Below are 17,962 nucleotides of genomic sequence, written 5' to 3' on the forward strand. Positions count from 1 at the left end.
ATGGATGCAGAAAGCATAAAGGTGGTCTTCTCATGGAAAAAAAGAAATGGGACTTGGTTGCCCTTGCTTCCATACCTCTCATTATGACCCTGGGCAATTCAATGCTTATACCTGTTTTGCCGCAAATCTCCAGGGCACTTGGGATCGGCTCCTTTCGAGTCAGCATGATCATCACCGTTTATGCTGTCGTTGCCATCCTGCTGATTCCGATCGCAGGTTACTTGTCCGATCGGTTTGGCCGCAAGAAGATCATCATTCCCAGTTTGATTATTACAGCGGCTGGCGGGGCGGTGTCAGCTGCTGCGGCATGGATGATGGAAGGCGGGACAGCCTATACGGTCATCCTTGCGGGCAGGTTTCTACAAGGGATTGGTGCGGCAGGCGCTTTCCCGATCGTGATCCCGCTTGTCGGCGACATGTTCGACAACGAGGAAAAAGTGGCCAAGAGCCTCGGCATTATTGAGACCTCCAACACCTTCGGGAAGGTGCTAAGCCCGATTCTCGGCGCGCTGCTTGGGAGTTTTATCTGGTTTCTTCCTTTTGTGGCTATTCCGATTATCAGTCTCATTTCGTTGGTGCTTGTGATCTTTCTGGTCAAGGTGCCTAAGAATGAGAAGAACGAGCAGTCGATTGGGGAATTTCTGAGAACGACAAAAAAAGTGCTCCGGGAGAAGGGAAGATGGGTTTACGCCATTTTTGCGATCGGGGGCATCGCGATGTTTGGCGTGTTTGGTCTGCTTTTTTATTTGTCAGAGACGCTTGAAAGCAAGCATCATCTTCACGGCGTCATTAAAGGTCTGGTGCTTGCGATCCCCCTCGCTTTTTTATGTCTTGCCTCGTATCTTGCAGGCAAATTTACGGGCAAAAACAAGGCGGCCATGAAGTGGACCGGATTTGCCGGAATGAGTTTGTTAACCGTTTCATTGATCGCTGTCGGCTTCACGAGCCAAATCATATATGTATTAGGCCTGATGAGTTTCGGAAGCATCGGGATCGGGATGGTGCTGCCCTGCATGGATACGCTGCTTACCGAAGGCATCGAGAAGGAGCAGCGTGGCACGATTACGTCGCTATACAGCAGCATGCGTTTCATCGGGGTGTCGCTCGGCCCGCCGGCCGTGTCCCTTCTGATGGGAGGCAACCGCTGGGCGTTGTTCGGCACGCTGGCGGGCGTATCTCTGCTGGGCGGCCTGTTGAGTCTGTTTGCGGTTAAGCCGGAGTCCAAGGGGGGCTCGGGTGAAGGCACGTATCGGATGGATTTTAAAAAGCCGGGCGGCATGGGCAAAAAGGAACTGACCCACAAGCGGCTCTCGGCTTTGCGTTGACTTCGACATAAGATAGGGATCACGCTGTCATGTTGCAGTGACGGGTGATCCCCTTGTTTTTATGCTATGACGAATTGTTATTTTCTGTACAGCTGCCACGTTTGCGCAGCATTGCCATAATCGCTCCAAATCTGCACATTGGTGCCGTTTGCTGTCCCGCCTCCGGCGACGTCAAGCGCCTTGCCGCTGTTCGGGTTGATGAGCTTGTAGCCGTTGTTGCTGCGGATGATTGCCCAGCGCTGGGCCGGATTTCCGCCAAAGTCATCCCAAATATGAACATTGGTGCCGTCGGCCGTGCCTGTTCCGGCAACATCCAGCGCCCGGCCGCTGTTCGGATTGATCAGGGTATACGCGCCATCGCCAAGGCTGGTCACGCGCCATTCTTGGGCGGAGGTGTTATTATCCTCCCATATCTGCACATTGGTGCCGTTGCCCCGCTCGCCTCCCGCGACATCCAGCCCTTTGCCGCTGTTTGGATTGATGAGTTTGTAGATGGAGCCGGTCCATGCTGCAGGCTCCGCCGGTGTCAGATCAAAAAAGTCGATTTCCGCATAGCCGTTCCCTTTGGTGAAGCGGACTGTATTCCAGCTTGCGTTCAGATGGGTGCGGATCGTGGACAATCCCCAGTTATCCCATCCTTTGTTCGTGACATGAAACGGCGATGTTCGGCCGTTGATGGTAATGTTCAAATTGGACCAGCCTCCGCCAGACGTTCCGTTTGCCGTGCGAGCGGACAAGATGTAATCACCAGCCGCTGCTGCGTATACCGAAAACTCGACAAAACTGTCCGCGGTATCGATATGTCCGGCCTTCATGCCTCCGGAGCTGCCCGGACCTGGGGAGGCATAGGCTGCACCTCCGAATGTGCCTTCCTCCGCTTCATAGCGAACGCGCTGAGACTCGCCCGATGGAACCGGTATCGGCGTATTGGGCGGGACCGGCACGCCTAAATTCGGCGTGTTGTCAGCATTCCAGGTGAATTTCTGAGCGCGAATTTCCCGATTCCAGCGTCTACACCTTCGCCAGCTTCCAGCATGCCATGGAGAAGAATGTCGGGAGCTATCAATTGCAGACACTCAGGCAAGTCTCGCTGAATATCGACACCTATATGAACGAGCTTGACCGGCTCACGCTGACCCCGTATTCGTACAAGGAAATTATGGACTTTATTTCATCTCCCCGTGAGCCCGGACAGCCGTTGTCGCTGGAGGAAATCGAAAGTCTGAATCGCTTTGTCTCCTCCATATTCATCAATGGCCGCCTGGATATTATGGGCGTATCGCTGTACGGCGAGAAGGGCGCTTCCTATGTGGTCCTGCCCGAGAGCCAATACATCACCACGTACAGGCTGGACGAAAGCGCCGATTGGCTGAAGCAGGCGCGCAGCCGCTTCGGTCAGCCTACCTTCATAACGACGCATGAGGTTGTCTCTACGAGCGGCACGCCCTATCAGGTATTTTCCATCGCCCGCGAGCTGCGCAGCTTTGACACCGGGCGCACGTTAGGGTACATCGTCATTGACATTGATCCTGTCAGTGTGCGCAAGCTGCTGCAGCAGGCGGAGACGAGCGCTCACGAAATGATGTATATCGTGGACGGCCAGGGTCAGGCTGTCATCCGGCGCGATGACTCGCAGCCTGTGCTGGAGCTCGGCGCACTAAGCGGGCAAGGCGTGCTTCAGGGCAGCGGGAAAGGAAGTGAGAAGCGGCTTGTCGCTTATGTTACCTCCGAGGTGACAGGATGGACCACGATTAGTGCTGTGCCCATCAAAGAGCTGATGAAGGACAGCCTCATTGTGCGCAATTCCATCGCTTTGGCGATGCTGGTATGCATCGGGCTGGCGATAGCGGTTTCAGTTATCGTTGCATACCGCATCACGCGGCCGCTGCGCAAGCTTAGCCGGCTCATGCGCAAGGTGGAGCAGGGAGAGCTGCTCGTCCAGTTTCCCGTGCATTCCGAGGATGAGGTGGGCCGCCTCGGCCATGCCTTTAATATGATGGTGTCGAAGCTGAGCAAGCTTGGATATTTGCTCTATGAGACGGAGATACGGGAGAAGGATGCGCAAATTGCCGCCCTCCAGAGCCAGATTAATCCGCATTTCCTCTACAACACGCTGGGCTCGATCAGCATGCTGGCTGAAGTGGCGGGCAATCGCGAGATTGTGACGATGTCCAACAATTTGGGGCGGCTGCTCCGCTACAGTCTGAGCAACCGCAAAGAGCGGGTAACCTTGCGCGATGAACTGATTCATGTCGGCGGTTATATGAGCATTCAGAAAATCCGCTACGAGGAGCGGATTCACTACACGCAGCAAGTGCCGGACGAGTCCCTGGATCTGCTGGTCATCCCGCTGATGATTCAGCCGATTGTGGAGAACGCGATCAATCACGGCATCGATAAGGGCATTGGCAGCGGGCGTATCGAGCTTCGGGCCGTGGTCGATGCGAATACGCTCACCATTATCGTTGAGGACGACGGCATTGGTTTGACTAAGGAGGAGCTTGATTCGCTCCGGGAACGGATGCTGCATTCCAAGGAGCTGGGCGGACAGTCAGGCAACGGATTGCTGAATGTGCATCGCCGGATTGTGCTGCACTATGGGGAAGCTTACGGCCTGACGCTGGAGAGCATGCCGTACCAGGGAGTGAAGGTGATCATCACATTGCCGGCACAGCGACATACGGAGTGATCGTTCACTAACTAGCCGTACGCCGCACGCCGCCCCGCTGCACAAGCGATTCCATTCTATCTGCCAGATTTCATTTGAGGGAAGGAAGGTCAGCCCAATGCCAACGATCATGATTGTGGATGACGAAGCTATTTTTCGGAGGGGGCTCAGAGCGATGATCGCCGATTCCGGCGGGGATTGGGACATCGTGGCCGATGCCCGCGACGGCTATGAAGCGTTAGAGCTGCTGGAGAAACATCGTCCGGACGTGGTGTTGACGGACATTCGCATGCCGCGCATGGATGGGCTGCAGCTGCAGCACATTGCACGCGAGCGTTTCCCTGAGCTGCAGGTGGTTGTCATCAGCGGATATGAGGATTTCTCCTACGCCCGGCAATCGATGCGCAGCGGGGCGCGCGATTATTTGATGAAGCCGGTGGAGCGCGAGGAGCTGCTGCGGGTGCTGGACGGATTGAAGCGGGACTGGCAATCGAGGCAGAGTGAACAGCAGCAGGAACTGCCGTTCGAAGGGCAGGAGCTGCGCCAGAAGGCGGCGGCCTATTTAGTGGCGGGGATTATGCGAGGCAGTGTCCAGCAGGCTCATCTGGATCTGCTAAGCCAGATCGGGATCGAGTTGAATGAGCCATTCTTCAATTGCATGGTCATTAAGCTAGATAAGGACTCCGTGGATGATGATCGTTATCGCAAGACGGATCCGTCCCTGTTCCAGCTGTATATTCAGCAGTTTGTACAGGAAATGATCGATCTGCGGATGAAGGGGTTCAGCTTTGTGTTCTCCGACTCCGAGGTGGCAGCCCTCATTAACTTGCCCTATGGCGAGGGCGGGGAGAAACGCTTGCTGGACATGGCGGAATCCGTGCGCCGGCAGATCAAGTCACTGTCCAACCTGACGGTGACAATCGGGATCGGGCGCCCGGTGAAAGGGTTTGAATCGATGCTGTCCACGTTTCGGGAGGCGCAGGTCGCCCTTCTGTACCGGCTGGTCGTAGGTGGTGACAAGGTGCTTGTGTATGAGCAGGCGGTGCAGCAGCAATTTCTTAGATCCGAGCGGCGGAAGTGGTCCTGGGAAGCGCTTGAGCAGGCGATCAATGAAGGCAGGCTGCATGGCATCCACGAACTGGTTGACTCGGTTGTGCTTGAGCTGTGCGAGCAGGCCCCGACTCCGGAGCTTGTGCATCAGCAAATCTGCAAGCTGCTGATCCATTATTACGAATTGTCCGAGGATTTGGGCATCGCCAAGGCCTGGCTCGGCGGGCGGGATATTCGCGCCCTGTTGATCGAGATTTGCTCGATCAGCTCTCGGACAGAGCTAATGGAGCAGTGCCGACAGCTGTTTGGCAATCTGGCGGCCGTCATCGCTGCGGGGAGCAAGCAGCTGGAGAGCGATCCGATTTCGCTGGCGCTGCGCTACATGAGGCGCCATTACAGCGAGCCGGTCACGTTGACCGAGATTGCAGACCGGGTATATTTGAACCCTGCCTATTTCAGCACGCTTTTTAAGCAGCGGGTCGGGAAGACCTTTATCGAGCATATGACAGAGCTGCGAATCGAGGACGCCAAGAAACGGCTGGCTTCCACGGACGAGAAGATCGCAAGCATTGCCGAGTCTACAGGCTTCTCCAACATCCGTCACTTCAACCGCGTATTTAAAAATGAAACGGGCGTAACGCCAAAAGAGTACCGCGAGCGCATCCGCCAGCAGCACAAGGTGTAACTGCTGCGCTCAAGACGTCCACCCACACAAGAAAAACAGCCTCCTCATTTCTGGAGGAGGCCGATTTCAATCAAGAAGTCCCGGGCCACGATATCCTCGCGATAGCCCTCATCCACCCGGGCGTTCAGTTCCTGCATGTCTTCCTCGCTGATCTTTCCGCCCAGCTCATTGAGCGCATCGCGGATTTCCGGGTACCTGGCCAGAAGATCGTCGCGCACGACAGGGCCGGCATGATAAGGAGGGAAGAATCCTTTGTCATCCTCCAGAATAACCAGATTGATCACTTTGATCTGGCCGTCTGTTGTATAGGCGCTGGCCACATCCAGATCGTTCTGGGCAATGAGGCGATATTTAATGCCTTGGTCCATGCCCTTGACCCGCTTAAAGTGCATATTGTACAGATCTCTTAGACCGGGATAGGTATCCGGCCGGTCCGTGAACTCGAATTCCGCCCCGAGCTCAAGCTCAGCGGATACCTTTGCCAGATCGCTGAACGTTCTCAGATTGTATTGCTCGGCGGTCTCCGGCGTCACAGCCAGCGCGTAGGAGTTGTTGAAGCCAAGGGGCTCCAGAAATTCGAGATTGTCCTGAGCCAGCAACGTTTTGGTCCGCTCAAGCGTTTCTTCGGCGGTGCCTGTCTCTTCGAGATAGTAGTTGGCCACAATGGTTCCGGTATACTCCGGATAGAGCTGGATGTCGTTGTTCAGGAGCGCCTTCCAGGTGACGCTGGAGCCGCCCAGATTCACGGTCCGTCTGACCGTTAGTCCGGTTCGGTCCTCGATCAGATCGGCCATCATGTGCGCCAGAATAATGTTTTCGGTAAAGTTTTTGGAGCCGATCACCAGGTCGGCGGGCCCGGTATTCCCCGTCTGCGCTTGCGGATTCGTGCAGCTGCTCAGCAGGAGGGGAAGCGCCAGCATGAAGGCCAGCGCGAAATTCCGTTTTCCCATCACAGTCAGCCTCCTCATACCTTCAGTCCCCGCGGGGTTGTCCACCGTTCAAGCAGACCCAGCAGATAGTCAAGCAGCAGCGCCAGCACAGCAGCCGGAAGCGCGCCGAGCAGGATCAAGGCATCGATGTTGCGCGTGATGCCAAGGAATATAAAATTACCCAATCCCCCGGCGCCGATAAAGGCGGCCAGCGTTGCCGTACCGACGTTGATTACCGTGGCCGTGCGAATGCCGGCGAGGATCACGGACATGGCCAGCGGAAGCTGCACCCGGAACAGCACCTGTCTTCCGGTTAGTCCCATCCCTCTGGCCGCTTCGATGACCGAAGGGTCAACATCCTTGATGCCGGTGTACGTATTGCGAATAATGGGCAGCAGGGAGTACAGGAACAGTGCGGCCACCGCCGTTTTTGTCCCGATGCCGAGAATCGGAATCATGAACCCGAGCAGTGCCAGACTGGGAATCGTTTGAAGAACGCTTGCCCCGCCGATGATCCACGACCGCAGTGCGGAGAAACGGGTAACCAATATGCCAGCTGGCACACCGATCAATATCGCAATGATCATGGAGAGCAGCACCAGCTGGATATGTTCTCCGATCGACACAAGCAGCTCTCCCCAGCGCAGGCTGAACTGTCTGCCGAATTGTTCCCAGATCGATAATGTCATCATGCTTCTTCGCCTCCTCCTGCCCAGTGACTTGCAAAGGTGGAAATCAGTGTTCCTCTTGTGACGACACCAACGACCCTGCCGCGGCTGTCCACGACCGGAATGATGCCGAAGGGCGCATCCGTAACCGAAATGAGCGCGTCCTTGGCTGTTGCGGTGTCAGGGAGCGTAATCTGCACAGGCTTCATGATTTCTTCGACGGTTGAAGCGGTATCGATGTTGGCCTGCAGATCATAGGCGGATACCAGTCCTTGCAGAACGCCGTGTTCATCGACGACCAGCAGCGTGTCCGTTTTTCGCTGGCGCATAAAGGTGATCGCACGCAGCGGCGAGCGGGTGATGGCCACGGTTGCCGGGTTGGTGCGCATCACTTCTTTTACAGGAATGAAGGTCGGGTTCTGGTAGACCCGATTTTTCCCGATAAATTCTTCCACGAACCCGTGTCCAGGCTCGCGCAGCAGCTTCTCCGGCGAATCCAGCTGCAGCATCGTGCCTGATTTCATCACACCGATCCGGTCGCCCATCTTGAGCGCTTCATCCATATCATGCGTGACAAACACGATCGTTTTCTTCATCTCCTGCTGCAGCCGGAGCACCTCGTCCTGAAGCTGCTCCCTCGTGATCGGGTCCAGCGCGCCAAACGGCTCATCCATCAGTATAATTTCCGGATCGGCCGCGAGCGCCCTGGCCACACCGACGCGCTGCTGCTGGCCGCCAGACAGCTCTTTCGGATAGCGGGAAGCATAGATGTCCGGGTCAAGCCCGACCATATCGAGCAGCTCATAGACCCGCCGTTTTCGTTTCTGCTTATCCCAGCCTTTCAGATCCGGCACCAGCCCGACATTTTGCTCCAGCGTATAGTGCGGGAAAAGTCCGGTCTGCTGAATGACATAGCCGATGCTTCTGCGCAGCTCCACCGGGTCGGTTTTGCGAATGTCCTTACCGTGGATCGTAATGGTCCCGCCGGTATGAGAAACAAGCCGGTTGATCATTTTCATTGTGGTCGTTTTGCCGCAGCCGCTCGGGCCGATAAGAACCAGAAACTCCCCTGACTGAATTTCAAAATTCAGCTCTTTGACAGCATTGAACCCATCCGGATAGGTTTTGCTGACGTTCTCAAATTTGATCATGAACACCCCTCCATAATTCCCTTCTATGTGTCTTGAGCTGTTTTAAGACGGTAAAGAGCAAAAGTCTTCAGCAAGCAGCTGAAGACAGTTAGCTATCTTTTTTCTATTGTCCCAAAGCGAGCGTTTTGAAACGGAATATATTTACTGTGTCCTCCAAAGAGACGATTTATGCTTGTCCGGGCTCTGAATGCAGAGGGCTGCCTTCGGCCTGCTGCACTGTAAAGGTAACGCTCACATAAATAGAGGCGAAAGAACAGCGGAATGTCGAATAGGTTCCGTAGCGATAACATAGCCTTAACAAATGGAAGATATAGTAGAGAAGAATATTAAAGATCGGGAGGAAAAAGCTCATGACACCTATTATTAATTTCGCTCATCGCGGCGCTTCTGCCGCTTGTCCGGAAAATACAATGGCGGCTTTTGAGAAGGCGCTGGCGCTTGGAGCAACGGGAATCGAAACCGATGTGCAAATGACGAAGGACGGAAAGCTCGTCCTGATCCATGACGAGACGCTGAAGCGGACGACCGGTGCCGAGGGACTGGTAAAGGATTATACGTATGCGGAACTGTCCGGACTCGATGCAGGCTCATGGTTCGGAGAGGCATTTCGCGGCGAGAAGCTGCCCTTGCTGGATGAGCTGCTCGAACTGACCAGCAGCACAGGGACTGTGGTGAACATTGAGCTGAAGAATGGCGTGATTCCATATGCCGGACTCGAACAGCAGGTTATCGAGACGGTGCATCGCTTCAAGATGTCCGGGCAAGTGGTCATCTCCAGCTTCAATCATTTCTCGCTGGCAGCCTGCAAGCAGATTGACGCTGAGATTCGCACCGGGATTCTCTATATGGAAGGGCTGTATAATCCGTGGGACTATGCACAAACGGTCAAGGCGGATGCGCTGCATGCCTATCGTCTGGCTGTTCGTCCGGAATGGGTGGCTGAGGCGCGGGCGCATGGCATCGTCTACCATCCGTTCACAGTGAACAGCGAGGAAGAGATGAAAGCGCTGATTGATGCCGGTGTTGCAGGCATTATCACGGATCATCCGGATGTCCTGGCGGGATTGCTGCAGGCCAAGGGAGTGTGAGCATGTGAAGAAGACCTGGCTGCTGGGATTTGGCTTTTTTAGCATTAGCATCACTTGGGCGCTATACAATGCATTCGTTCCGTTTTTTTTGGAAAAGTACATATCCAGTGTGGCCTGGATCGGATTTTTCATGACGATTGACAATTATTTTGCCTTGTTCCTGCAGCCATGGATCGGTCGTCGGAGCGACAGAACGCGCACGCGGCTCGGCAGAAGAATGCCGTATCTGTTGATCGGCATGCCGCTGGGCGCGCTGTTTACCGCTATTCTTCCGTTTCACACCAGCTTGGCCACCCTGCTGATTTTCATGGTGATGATGAATCTGTCCATGAGCTTGTATCGCTCGCCAACGATATCGCTGATGCCGGACATTACCGAGGAACGTCGCCGCACGCGGGCGAACGGCATCATTAATTTTATGGGCGGGGTAGGGGCGATTCTGGCGTTTGCTGCAGGCTCCATGCTGTACAACACCCATGAGTCGCTGCCGTTTATCGCCGCTGCGGCCGTTACCCTGATCTCCCTGTTTATTCTGTTGAAGTTTATTCAGGAGAAGCGGGACGCACACACCTATGTTGAAGAGCCGTCTCCATCCGCCACTTCGTTCAGAAGCCAGCTGAACCGTACCACGGTGTTGCTGCTGGCCGCGATCTTTTTCTGGTTTGTAGCTTATCAGGGTGTAGAGACCCTGTTCACATTGTATGGCAAAAACGAGATGGGTCTGACCGAAGCCGAGGCTTCATTCTCCTTGACCTTCTTCTCGCTGGCCTTTGTGCTGTTTGCCATTCCAAGCGGCTGGCTTGGCGCCAAGCTGGGCAAAAAACGGATGATTCTGACCGGCATTTGCGGCCTTCTGATCGTCTTCTCGCTTGTGCCAATGGTCGAGTCCCTGATTGTGCTGCGGGCAACCTTGGCGATCGGAGGCATATTCTGGGCCTGCATCAACATTAACTCCTATCCTTTTGTTGTGTCTACAGGCTCGGAGGAAAGCATCGGAACCCGAACCGGTCTGTATTACCTGGTCTCCTCGCTGGCGGCAATTTCCTCTCCGCCGCTGTTGGGCTGGCTGATTGACAGCGCGGGCTACTCCGTCCTGTTCTACTCGGCGGCCGGCAGCATGCTGCTGGCGCTCATCTGCATGATGATGATCCGGCATACCGAGACAGGCGCGACGGACCTTCAGCACGATAGTTCTGCCCAGCTCTCCTAGACTCGGAGGAGGGATTCCAGTCCATTTATATCCGCGTCATGGTCGAAGACAGCCCCGACATGGGCTCGCTGTCTTCGGCTTTTTTTGTTGTCTGCGAGAGGAGGGGGAGAGAAACGAGCGGTGCGACTGCTTGTCATCATGCTAAAGCGTTGCCCCCATGTCTTTTTGCCTTAAAACTTGCACATCATGTAAAAGCGCCGGATAATGAGAATAGCGACGAAATTCCTTCCTTCAGGAATAAGGGCGGAGTACATAAAGAGAGGAGGGAAGCGTATGCAGTGGATCGCGATGATTACGATGCTGATTGATCACATCGGTCTTGTGTTTTTTCCGGATCAGGAGATGTGGAGAGTGATCGGTCGCATCGCTTTTCCGATCTATGTCTATGCACTGGTGCAGGGGCACTTTCATACTTCATCAAGACCGCGTTATATGATGCGCCTAGCGGTGATCGCGGTAATTTCGCAAATTCCGTACCAGCTGGCGCTTGATCCATATGGGTTAAATGTGGTGGTTACCTTGTTTGTCGGGGCGGTCATCTTGTATTTGCTTGATCGGTCGGAGTCGGCGATCCTGTCGGTCATCCTCGTTATTGCTGCCTGTGTGGTGATGAATGATCTTCCTTTTGACTATGGCGCATATGGCTTGCTGTTGATTCTTATTTTCCGATATGCCTCATCAGTCTGGCTCGTGCCGTGTCATATTATGCTCAACCTGTTGTTCTGGCTGCTGAACAATTGGGAGATGCAGATGTGGAGTGTGCTGCCCACCGTTGTGATCGCCTACGGTCCGGAGTTCTGGAAGCGACTGGAGTCAATGCAGGTCAGCCGCTGGGTCTGGCGTTCCTTCTACCCGCTGCATCTGGTGCTCATCGCCCTGGCAAGATACATCATGTGAGGGAATGCATACGATGCAGCTCATATAACAGACACCATGTCAGTTTCAAAAAAATACAACGATGAAGGAGCGATCGTCAGATGCTGTATGTAGCATTGGCCGCATTCCTATTATTGATGGGCACAGCAGGGTATATCGTATACCTGAATTCAAGGCTCATTGGCGAGAAGAAATTTAGAAGCGAGCCGGTACAGGCGGCGTCCTATACGGTGTATATGACGCGGTCATTCACGGGAGAAGACGCGCGGAACTTGGCGCCAGTGGCGGTGATGGAATACCGGGAGGGCGGCGCTTCCATGCAGGTCTGCCTGTGCCGAATACATAGCGGTGAGCCGGAGCTGAAGCTGAGCGAAGCCGCCGATGTTTTTAAGCGCCATCTTGAGGCCTCGCTGAAGAACGGGAGCTTCCTGTCTTTCCGAACAGAACCCGGATCGCTGCGGGACGAGGAGGAGCAGCGCATTACTGAACGGCTGTCCGCTGCATCGCGCGGGAAAGAAATGCATGGCTAAGCCGATATTATAGCGATAGGGTCAAGGAGGCTTCTTCCGGGGTAATAAACAATAAAAGACCGAAAGGAGAAATTCCGAATGAACACGTTTAGGATCGGAAGGACATCGGTCTCCGTCTTTATCGGCGATATTACGACGTGGGCGGGCGACATTATTGTCAACGCAGCCAATTCAGGTCTCTTGGGCGGAGAAGGGGTGGATGGAGCTATTCATCAAGCTGGCGGCCCATCCATCATGGAAGAGTGCATGGAGATCCGCAAGAGCAAAGGCGGATGCCCTCCGGGTCATGCTGTCATTACTTGCGCTGGCAAGCTCCGGGCCAAGCATGTCATCCATACCGTTGGCCCAATTTGGGAAGGCGGCGGTCGCCGGGAGGAAGAAACTTTGGCGGATTGCTATAGAAACAGCTTGCAGCTGGCCGTTGAGGTCGAGGCAAGAAGCATTGCTTTTCCGAATATCAGCACCGGGATCTATGGCTATCCGAAAGGCCCTGCCTGCGACGTCGCCTTGAAGGCGGTCACAACCTGGCTTGAAGAGGAGCGACCGGATCTCCGGCTGGAGCGCATTGATTTCGTATGTTTTTCCCCGGAGAATGAACAATTGTATGTCGAGTGGCTCCAGCGTTATGCTGAAGAGCGGGCCAGTTAATACACAGATATGATAATGATTCGATTCGGTGAACCGGGAGCTGCAGCGTAAGCGGCAGCTCCCGGTTCACGGGCGACATAAAGGAGATGTCCGCTTATGATGGACAGTATGAATATGAAGCGAATCGCAGCAGAGCATGCCGCCGGATTCATACAGAACGGGATGAAGGTCGGTCTTGGCACCGGCTCGACCGCGTACTATGCCATTGTCACCATCGGCGAGAGAGTAAGATCCGGTCTGTCGATCGAGGCGGTCGCCACGTCGCAAGCGTCGGAACAGCTGGCGCGTGAGCTTGGCATTCCGCTGGTGCCGATTGAACAGGCTCGGCAGCTTGATATCACCATAGACGGTGCCGATGAACTGGATGATCGGCTGCGGTTGATCAAAGGGGGCGGCGGGGCCCTTCTGCGAGAGAAAATGACCGCATACAACAGCAAACGGCTCATCATTATCGCGGATGAGTCTAAACGGGTGCCCCGGCTGGGTGGATTTCCACTTCCGGTTGAAGTGGTGACGTTTGCCAAGGAATGGACGGTCCGCTCGCTGGAGGCTCTGGGCGCCGATGTGAAGCTGCGCCTGGATGGTCAAGGCGACCTGTACAGAACGGATAACGGCAATTATATTGCCGACTGCAGCTTCGGTGTAATCGATGCACCGGAAGAGCTGGCGCATGAGCTGCAGCGCATTCCGGGCGTCGTGGAGCATGGCTTGTTTATCAGCATGGCGGACATGGCGGTTATCGGCTGCGGCGACGGCGCCATTCAAACCCTGACGCGCTCCTCCTGAAGCGATTATGGACGAGGAGCACAGATTGCCATTATAGAATGGATTTGACAGTTCAACCTGCGTTCATTAACCTAAATACATTGATATCTTTCGGAGGGTGAAGTATGTCAGATACTCGAGAGCATGAAGATTTGCCTTTATACTTACTGGTCGTTCTGGCCAGATCCTTTAACGCCGTCATGACGCATTCCAATCGGAGTATTAACAGTCATGGACTGAACTCCACCGAGTTTGGCGTGCTGGATGTGCTGTATCATAAAGGACCACAGCCGCTGCAGAAGATCGGCGAGAAGGTGCTGATCTCCAGCGGGAATATTACATATGTCGTAGACAAGCTGCAGAAGAAAAATCTGCTCGTGCGCCGCTCGTCCGAAGAGGACCGCCGTGTAATTTATGCAGAGCTGACGGCGGAGGGACGGGAGCTGTTTGAACGCATATTCCCAGAACATAAAGAACGGATGGCCCGGGCGGTCAGCGGCTTGACCGACGAGGAGAAGGCCCAGGCTGCCCACTTGCTTCGCAAGCTGGGGCGCAGTGCGCAGGACCTGCTGTAACAGGAATTGAAAGATAGGAGACTGGAACAATGCTGAAAGATATAACTTCCCGAGTGAACCAGCTTGAGATTCGCGAGCTGCTCGGCTATGCGGTTTTATCCGACCCGGACGCGGTCGACCAGGCTGTGGACTTCTACCGGAACTCGGAGAAGAACAAGCTGTATGGATATGAAGAGGAAGGGCTGATCATAGGCGTGATCGGCTGCAGTCTGAAGGAGAAGGTGCTGACGATTCATCATATCGCGGTGATTCCGGAGAATCGGGGCAAAGATTATGGCCGGGGCATGATCCTGGAGCTGCTGCTGCATCATCAGGCCGAGCAGGTCGTGGCTGAAACAGATGAAGAGGCGCTCGGTTTTTATCGCAGCCTCGGTTTTGAAGTATACAGCCTTGGCGAAACGTATCCCGGTGTAGAACGGTTCCGATGCGTCTATGATGTCGAGGAGCCCGGGGAGTGAATGAATCGCTGCTAATCTCGGCTACACTTTTCGCTTCCATATCATAACTGCCTGTTGTGGCAATATGCGGATAGACGAAGCTCGGTTTCCGATCGGGGGGCATCTACATAAGATGTTACTACCGAGTGGAACGGGGGTGAAGTTTGTGGTGTACCATTATACCGCTGTCGGTGATTCCCTAACCTTTGGGTTTGGTGCAATGCCCGGCAGCGGTTTTGTTTCGTTATACCGCCGCATGGCCGAGGTGAAGCTGAAGCGGTTTGTCGCACATGAAAACCTGGGCATCAACGGATTGACCGCGAAGGAGCTGAATGAGCGGCTCATGCAAGCTGCCGCTTTTCGCTATCACCTGCAGCAGGCGCAGATCATTACGCTCTCCATCGGCGGCAATGATCTGATCCGGGCGGTCAAGTCGAGCGGCGGCCGCCCGACAAGGGAGGTGCTGGATGCGGCCTTGTATCGCTGCCAGCATCACGTCGCGGAGATCATCGGGAAAATTCAGCGGCTCAAGTCTGCCGAAGGCAAGCCGTATTATATGCGGGTCATAGGCTTGTACAACCCTTATCCCGCTTGGTCTGAGGCTGTCGAATATGTGGTCAGGTTCAATCGGTTTCTGTTCGCGATGGAGCATGATTATTTCCGGGTGGCTGACGTATATTCTCTGTTTGCAGGCAGGGAGCGGGAGCTGCTGTCCATCGACGGCATTCATCCGAACGGGAGCGGTTATCGCGTCATTGCCCTGCAGCTGGACCGGCTCGGGTACAAGCCTTTCGGTTAGTGACGGGGATTAGGAGAGAAGCTAACATGTTGCTATGTTCATACAAAAAATGTTCTATACAAAAGGGTGTCCGATTCAGGTCCTGGACCTTTCGGGCACCCTTCGATTTGTGAATGTAAAAGTCTCTTGGAGCAAGCGAGGCGGCTGCTGCCGGATGCGGCCGCCGTTAAGCGATGGAGCGGAAGTAGCTCTTTAACGCCCATCTGCGTTCCTGGCGTCTTTTATATTTGGGAAGCGCCCGGTAAATCTGCAGCGATTCCTTGAATGATTTTTTGGCGTCATCCTCTCTTCCAAGCGTCCGGTACATGGAACCGAGCAGGTAGTAAGCTTCGCTGGAGGAAGAGTGAATGTCGTGGAACTGTTCCAGATAGTGGAGCGCCTTGTCCTTATCTCGTGTGCGGTATGCTTCGGCCAGTCTCAGATAGGGCCGTCCGTATTTAACGCGTGAATTCAGGCTAAGCCCGCGCAGAATATCCTGTTCGCCATTTGGGATATCGCCGGTGAATAGACGCGCCGTTCCGAGATCGTCCCAGTATTCAGCTGATTCCTCGCTGCTGTCCTTAATCGATTCAAGCAGCTGCAGCGCTTCACCATACTTCTTCCGTTCGAGAAGGAGGCGTGCAAGCTCATGTCTTGAGGATACGTCGCTCGGGCTTGCCGCAATGACCTTTCGGAGATTGGATATGTTGCGCAGCCGCTTTATTGGACGGGTGATGCTCGGTGACAAGCCGATAAAGCGCCGGTCAAGCAGATACAAAATAACAAGCAGCACCAAGATCGCTGCAATGGGATTTCCTAAAATTTGCCATAATATAACCAAGCCTATAAATTTCCCCAATGCTATCCCCCATTTTCAAATCAATGATCTTATAAAGCCACAGTATAGGATACCATATTCTGGGCGTAAAGCGAAAGAATGTTTGTCCGGTTCGGGTCACATCTCCCCCATTGCCCGCTGTGCAGACGGCTCGTGCATCAGGTCTTGAAAAGCCGCTGATCGTTGCCGATATAGTTACTAAGAGGTGATATTCATGGCGAAAAAAGGGCAGATTTTTCATTATTACAGCTTCGAAACAAAGAAAAAGGCAGTCGCCATGCGTCTGGAGGGCATGACCAAGAAAGAGGTAGCTTCCGCCTTGCAAATTTCGGATATCGGACGCTTGAAGGTGTGGATGAGGAAATATCGCGAACACGGCGAGGAAGGCTTGATTGATCGCCGCAGACGAAGCACCGAGTCGGCCGGCATAGAGATGAATGACGAGGATACTCCAGAGGAGGCGTAACGGCTTCAGATCCGCCGAGCGCCTTTCTCCTCCGTCGCGCATGAAGGGGCTAATTCATCAAATCGCGAAAGAAAAGGCATTGGCCTAGTCCTTCCTGACAGAAACGACATAGTATGTGGTATGTTCAGAAAAGGAGGGATTTATGTGAGCGGAGTAGCTGGAGGTTATGGTTACGGCGGCGGTTTTGGTTACGGCATTGGTGGCATCCTGGTATTGTTTATCTTGTTGGTGATAATTACTCGCGCCTTTATCTAATCCATTCTTTCTTGAATAACAAATAACAAATACCATTACGCATGTGACCAATGACATGTAGATGACCTTGCCCTGTGAAGGGCAGGGTCTTTTTTACTGCCATAAAAACAAAAGCCCTCGTAGACACTGCTGTCTACAAGGGCTTTTGTCCGGGCGCCCCTCGCGGGACGCCCATCATGGGAGAGGAGAAACCGGACGAAGAGCTTATGGGGAAACGTAAGTCTTCTCCGCGGTTGTCTACGACATTCATTGATGTCGATACTTCAAGGATGCCCGTCCGGCAAGGAAATATACGTCCAGCATATAAAAAAATGGGTTGAACCAGGTTTCGTTTTTCATATAAGGTGGGATTGTGATACGATAATCACGACCCATGTCTTAATTGACATGCAGCCTAAAGAAGATGAAACGGGTGAGTGCAGTTGTGAGAGTAATATCGGGTAGTGCCAAAGGCCGGCCGCTCAAAAGCGTTCCAGGCATGAGCACCCGTCCGACGACGGATAAAGTGAAGGAAGCGATATTCAGTATGATCGGCCCCTACTTCGAGGGTGGCACCGTGCTCGATCTGTTCGCCGGTACGGGCGGGCTCGGAATCGAGGCGCTGAGCCGGGGGATGGATCGTGCTGTTTTTATTGATTCCGAGTCAAAGAGCATCGAGACGGTGAAGGAGAACCTGAAGGCCTGCCGGCTCGAGGACAGCGCAGAAGTATATCGCAATGATGCGGGACGGGCGCTGAAAGCATTAGCCAAACGCAGCGCCAGCTTTGATCTGGTGTTTCTGGACCCGCCGTACCGGATGAAGAACGGGGACGAGCTGATGCTGGATATGGCGGCGCGAGGCCTGCTGCGAGATGAGGCGCTGGTTGTGCTGGAATATGAATCATCGCATACGTATCCCGGAGATTTCGAAACATTTCGCTGTCTTCGAAAAGCAGAGTATGGAGATACCGCAGTGTCCATTTACCGATACAAAGAGAACCAGGAAGAACATTCGGACCCTGTTGAGGAGGATAACTAGAG

At 54.2% G+C, this 17,962-nt stretch carries 20 protein-coding genes; 15 read left to right on the forward strand and 5 right to left on the reverse strand.

Translation table 11 applies throughout. The features are described from left to right. Positions 1-32 precede the first annotated feature (32 nt). Entirely contained in the window at positions 33-1,325 is a 1,293-nt protein-coding gene (locus tag MKX64_RS18955) for an MFS transporter (RefSeq protein ID WP_095265829.1), read from the forward strand. A gap of 77 nt (positions 1,326-1,402) precedes the next feature. On the opposite strand, the gene MKX64_RS18960 is transcribed toward MKX64_RS18955, so the two are convergent. Then, positions 1,403-2,401: an RICIN domain-containing protein gene (locus MKX64_RS18960; protein ID WP_341037033.1), complete on the reverse strand. Its 999-nt coding sequence runs from the start codon at positions 2,399-2,401 to the stop codon at positions 1,403-1,405. Between MKX64_RS18960 and MKX64_RS18965 the strand changes: the two genes are divergently transcribed. Next, positions 2,392-4,014, forward strand: a complete 1,623-nt coding sequence (locus MKX64_RS18965; protein ID WP_341037035.1) for a cache domain-containing sensor histidine kinase — start codon at positions 2,392-2,394, stop codon at positions 4,012-4,014. The genes MKX64_RS18960 and MKX64_RS18965 overlap by 10 nt on opposite strands. A 97-nt stretch (positions 4,015-4,111) precedes the next feature. Then, positions 4,112-5,728 carry a response regulator gene (locus tag MKX64_RS18970; protein WP_095397809.1) on the forward strand — a complete coding sequence of 539 codons (1,617 nt, stop codon included), beginning with the start codon at positions 4,112-4,114 and terminating at the stop codon, positions 5,726-5,728. A 44-nt stretch (positions 5,729-5,772) separates the two neighbouring features. Here the strand turns inward: MKX64_RS18970 and MKX64_RS18975 are convergent, their stop codons facing one another. From MKX64_RS18975 to MKX64_RS18985, 3 genes are read right to left on the reverse strand one after another with little or no spacing between them, the layout of a single operon-like run. Then, on the reverse strand, positions 5,773-6,678 hold the full coding sequence (locus MKX64_RS18975; RefSeq protein WP_095265822.1) for a glycine betaine ABC transporter substrate-binding protein: 906 nt from the start codon (positions 6,676-6,678) through the stop codon (positions 5,773-5,775). A gap of 14 nt (positions 6,679-6,692) precedes the next feature. Further along, entirely contained in the window at positions 6,693-7,349 is a 657-nt protein-coding gene (locus tag MKX64_RS18980; protein WP_095265821.1) for an ABC transporter permease, read from the reverse strand. Next, the gene (locus tag MKX64_RS18985; RefSeq protein WP_095265820.1) at positions 7,346-8,476 is read right to left on the reverse strand and encodes an ABC transporter ATP-binding protein; all 1,131 of its coding nucleotides are present in this window, start codon (positions 8,474-8,476) and stop codon (positions 7,346-7,348) included. Before MKX64_RS18985 ends, MKX64_RS18980 begins: the two co-directional genes overlap by 4 nt. A 350-nt stretch (positions 8,477-8,826) precedes the next feature. On the opposite strand from MKX64_RS18985, the gene MKX64_RS18990 reads away from it, so the two are divergent. The 9 genes from MKX64_RS18990 to MKX64_RS19030 all read left to right on the forward strand — a co-directional run bounded on the left by MKX64_RS18990 (position 8,827) and on the right by MKX64_RS19030 (position 15,404). Further along, the gene (locus MKX64_RS18990) at positions 8,827-9,564 is read left to right on the forward strand and encodes a glycerophosphodiester phosphodiesterase (protein ID WP_095265819.1); all 738 of its coding nucleotides are present in this window, start codon (positions 8,827-8,829) and stop codon (positions 9,562-9,564) included. A 4-nt stretch (positions 9,565-9,568) separates the two neighbouring features. Continuing rightward, positions 9,569-10,774 carry an SLC45 family MFS transporter gene (locus MKX64_RS18995; RefSeq protein ID WP_095265818.1) on the forward strand — a complete coding sequence of 402 codons (1,206 nt, stop codon included), beginning with the start codon at positions 9,569-9,571 and terminating at the stop codon, positions 10,772-10,774. 273 nt (positions 10,775-11,047) lie between these two features. Then, positions 11,048-11,671 (forward strand): TraX family protein, encoded by a 624-nt coding sequence (locus MKX64_RS19000; RefSeq protein ID WP_095265816.1) that lies wholly within the window; start codon positions 11,048-11,050, stop codon positions 11,669-11,671. Between the two features lie 80 nt (positions 11,672-11,751). Beyond that, positions 11,752-12,180 carry a hypothetical protein gene (locus MKX64_RS19005; RefSeq protein ID WP_341037038.1) on the forward strand — a complete coding sequence of 143 codons (429 nt, stop codon included), beginning with the start codon at positions 11,752-11,754 and terminating at the stop codon, positions 12,178-12,180. A 78-nt stretch (positions 12,181-12,258) separates the two neighbouring features. Continuing rightward, positions 12,259-12,828, forward strand: coding sequence for an O-acetyl-ADP-ribose deacetylase (locus tag MKX64_RS19010; RefSeq protein WP_095265814.1), 570 nt, complete (start codon positions 12,259-12,261; stop codon positions 12,826-12,828). Positions 12,829-12,936: 108 nt separating this feature from the next. Beyond that, positions 12,937-13,614, forward strand: coding sequence for a ribose-5-phosphate isomerase RpiA (gene rpiA, locus MKX64_RS19015; protein WP_341037797.1), 678 nt, complete (start codon positions 12,937-12,939; stop codon positions 13,612-13,614). Positions 13,615-13,718: 104 nt separating this feature from the next. Next, positions 13,719-14,168 (forward strand): MarR family winged helix-turn-helix transcriptional regulator, encoded by a 450-nt coding sequence (locus MKX64_RS19020; protein ID WP_095265812.1) that lies wholly within the window; start codon positions 13,719-13,721, stop codon positions 14,166-14,168. 29 nt (positions 14,169-14,197) lie between these two features. Continuing rightward, positions 14,198-14,626, forward strand: a complete 429-nt coding sequence (locus MKX64_RS19025) for a GNAT family N-acetyltransferase (RefSeq protein ID WP_095265811.1) — start codon at positions 14,198-14,200, stop codon at positions 14,624-14,626. 112 nt (positions 14,627-14,738) lie between these two features. Further along, positions 14,739-15,404: a GDSL-type esterase/lipase family protein gene (locus MKX64_RS19030; RefSeq protein ID WP_095265810.1), complete on the forward strand. Its 666-nt coding sequence runs from the start codon at positions 14,739-14,741 to the stop codon at positions 15,402-15,404. A gap of 166 nt (positions 15,405-15,570) precedes the next feature. Here the strand turns inward: MKX64_RS19030 and MKX64_RS19035 are convergent, their stop codons facing one another. Further along, complete coding sequence (locus MKX64_RS19035; RefSeq protein WP_230875666.1) at positions 15,571-16,224, reverse strand: tetratricopeptide repeat protein; 654 nt, start codon at positions 16,222-16,224, stop codon at positions 15,571-15,573. A gap of 211 nt (positions 16,225-16,435) precedes the next feature. Between MKX64_RS19035 and MKX64_RS19040 the strand changes: the two genes are divergently transcribed. From MKX64_RS19040 to rsmD, 3 genes are all read left to right on the forward strand, one after another. Continuing rightward, the gene (locus tag MKX64_RS19040) at positions 16,436-16,687 is read left to right on the forward strand and encodes a helix-turn-helix domain-containing protein (protein ID WP_095265808.1); all 252 of its coding nucleotides are present in this window, start codon (positions 16,436-16,438) and stop codon (positions 16,685-16,687) included. A gap of 144 nt (positions 16,688-16,831) precedes the next feature. Continuing rightward, the gene (locus MKX64_RS19045) at positions 16,832-16,942 is read left to right on the forward strand and encodes a YjcZ family sporulation protein (RefSeq protein ID WP_280523039.1); all 111 of its coding nucleotides are present in this window, start codon (positions 16,832-16,834) and stop codon (positions 16,940-16,942) included. Positions 16,943-17,366: 424 nt separating this feature from the next. Further along, the gene (rsmD, locus tag MKX64_RS19050) at positions 17,367-17,960 is read left to right on the forward strand and encodes a 16S rRNA (guanine(966)-N(2))-methyltransferase RsmD (RefSeq protein WP_430094125.1); all 594 of its coding nucleotides are present in this window, start codon (positions 17,367-17,369) and stop codon (positions 17,958-17,960) included. Positions 17,961-17,962 lie beyond the last annotated feature (2 nt).

Source organism: Paenibacillus sp. FSL M8-0334, from assembly GCF_038000405.1.
Taxonomy (GTDB): Bacteria; Bacillota; Bacilli; order Paenibacillales; family Paenibacillaceae; genus Paenibacillus_AQ; species Paenibacillus_AQ campinasensis.

Coding starts and splice junctions, on each gene's coding strand:
- MKX64_RS18955 (WP_095265829.1), top strand. CDS start 33: ATGGAAAAAAAGAAATGGGACTTGGTTGCCCTTGCTTCCATACCTCTC.
- MKX64_RS18970 (WP_095397809.1), top strand. CDS start 4,112: ATGCCAACGATCATGATTGTGGATGACGAAGCTATTTTTCGGAGGGGG.
- MKX64_RS18975 (WP_095265822.1), bottom strand. CDS start 6,678: ATGGGAAAACGGAATTTCGCGCTGGCCTTCATGCTGGCGCTTCCCCTC.
- MKX64_RS18980 (WP_095265821.1), bottom strand. CDS start 7,349: ATGATGACATTATCGATCTGGGAACAATTCGGCAGACAGTTCAGCCTG.
- MKX64_RS18985 (WP_095265820.1), bottom strand. CDS start 8,476: ATGATCAAATTTGAGAACGTCAGCAAAACCTATCCGGATGGGTTCAAT.
- MKX64_RS18990 (WP_095265819.1), top strand. CDS start 8,827: ATGACACCTATTATTAATTTCGCTCATCGCGGCGCTTCTGCCGCTTGT.
- MKX64_RS19000 (WP_095265816.1), top strand. CDS start 11,048: ATGCAGTGGATCGCGATGATTACGATGCTGATTGATCACATCGGTCTT.
- MKX64_RS19005 (WP_341037038.1), top strand. CDS start 11,752: ATGCTGTATGTAGCATTGGCCGCATTCCTATTATTGATGGGCACAGCA.
- MKX64_RS19010 (WP_095265814.1), top strand. CDS start 12,259: ATGAACACGTTTAGGATCGGAAGGACATCGGTCTCCGTCTTTATCGGC.
- rpiA (WP_341037797.1), top strand. CDS start 12,937: ATGAATATGAAGCGAATCGCAGCAGAGCATGCCGCCGGATTCATACAG.
- MKX64_RS19020 (WP_095265812.1), top strand. CDS start 13,719: ATGTCAGATACTCGAGAGCATGAAGATTTGCCTTTATACTTACTGGTC.
- MKX64_RS19025 (WP_095265811.1), top strand. CDS start 14,198: ATGCTGAAAGATATAACTTCCCGAGTGAACCAGCTTGAGATTCGCGAG.
- MKX64_RS19030 (WP_095265810.1), top strand. CDS start 14,739: ATGTTACTACCGAGTGGAACGGGGGTGAAGTTTGTGGTGTACCATTAT.
- MKX64_RS19040 (WP_095265808.1), top strand. CDS start 16,436: ATGGCGAAAAAAGGGCAGATTTTTCATTATTACAGCTTCGAAACAAAG.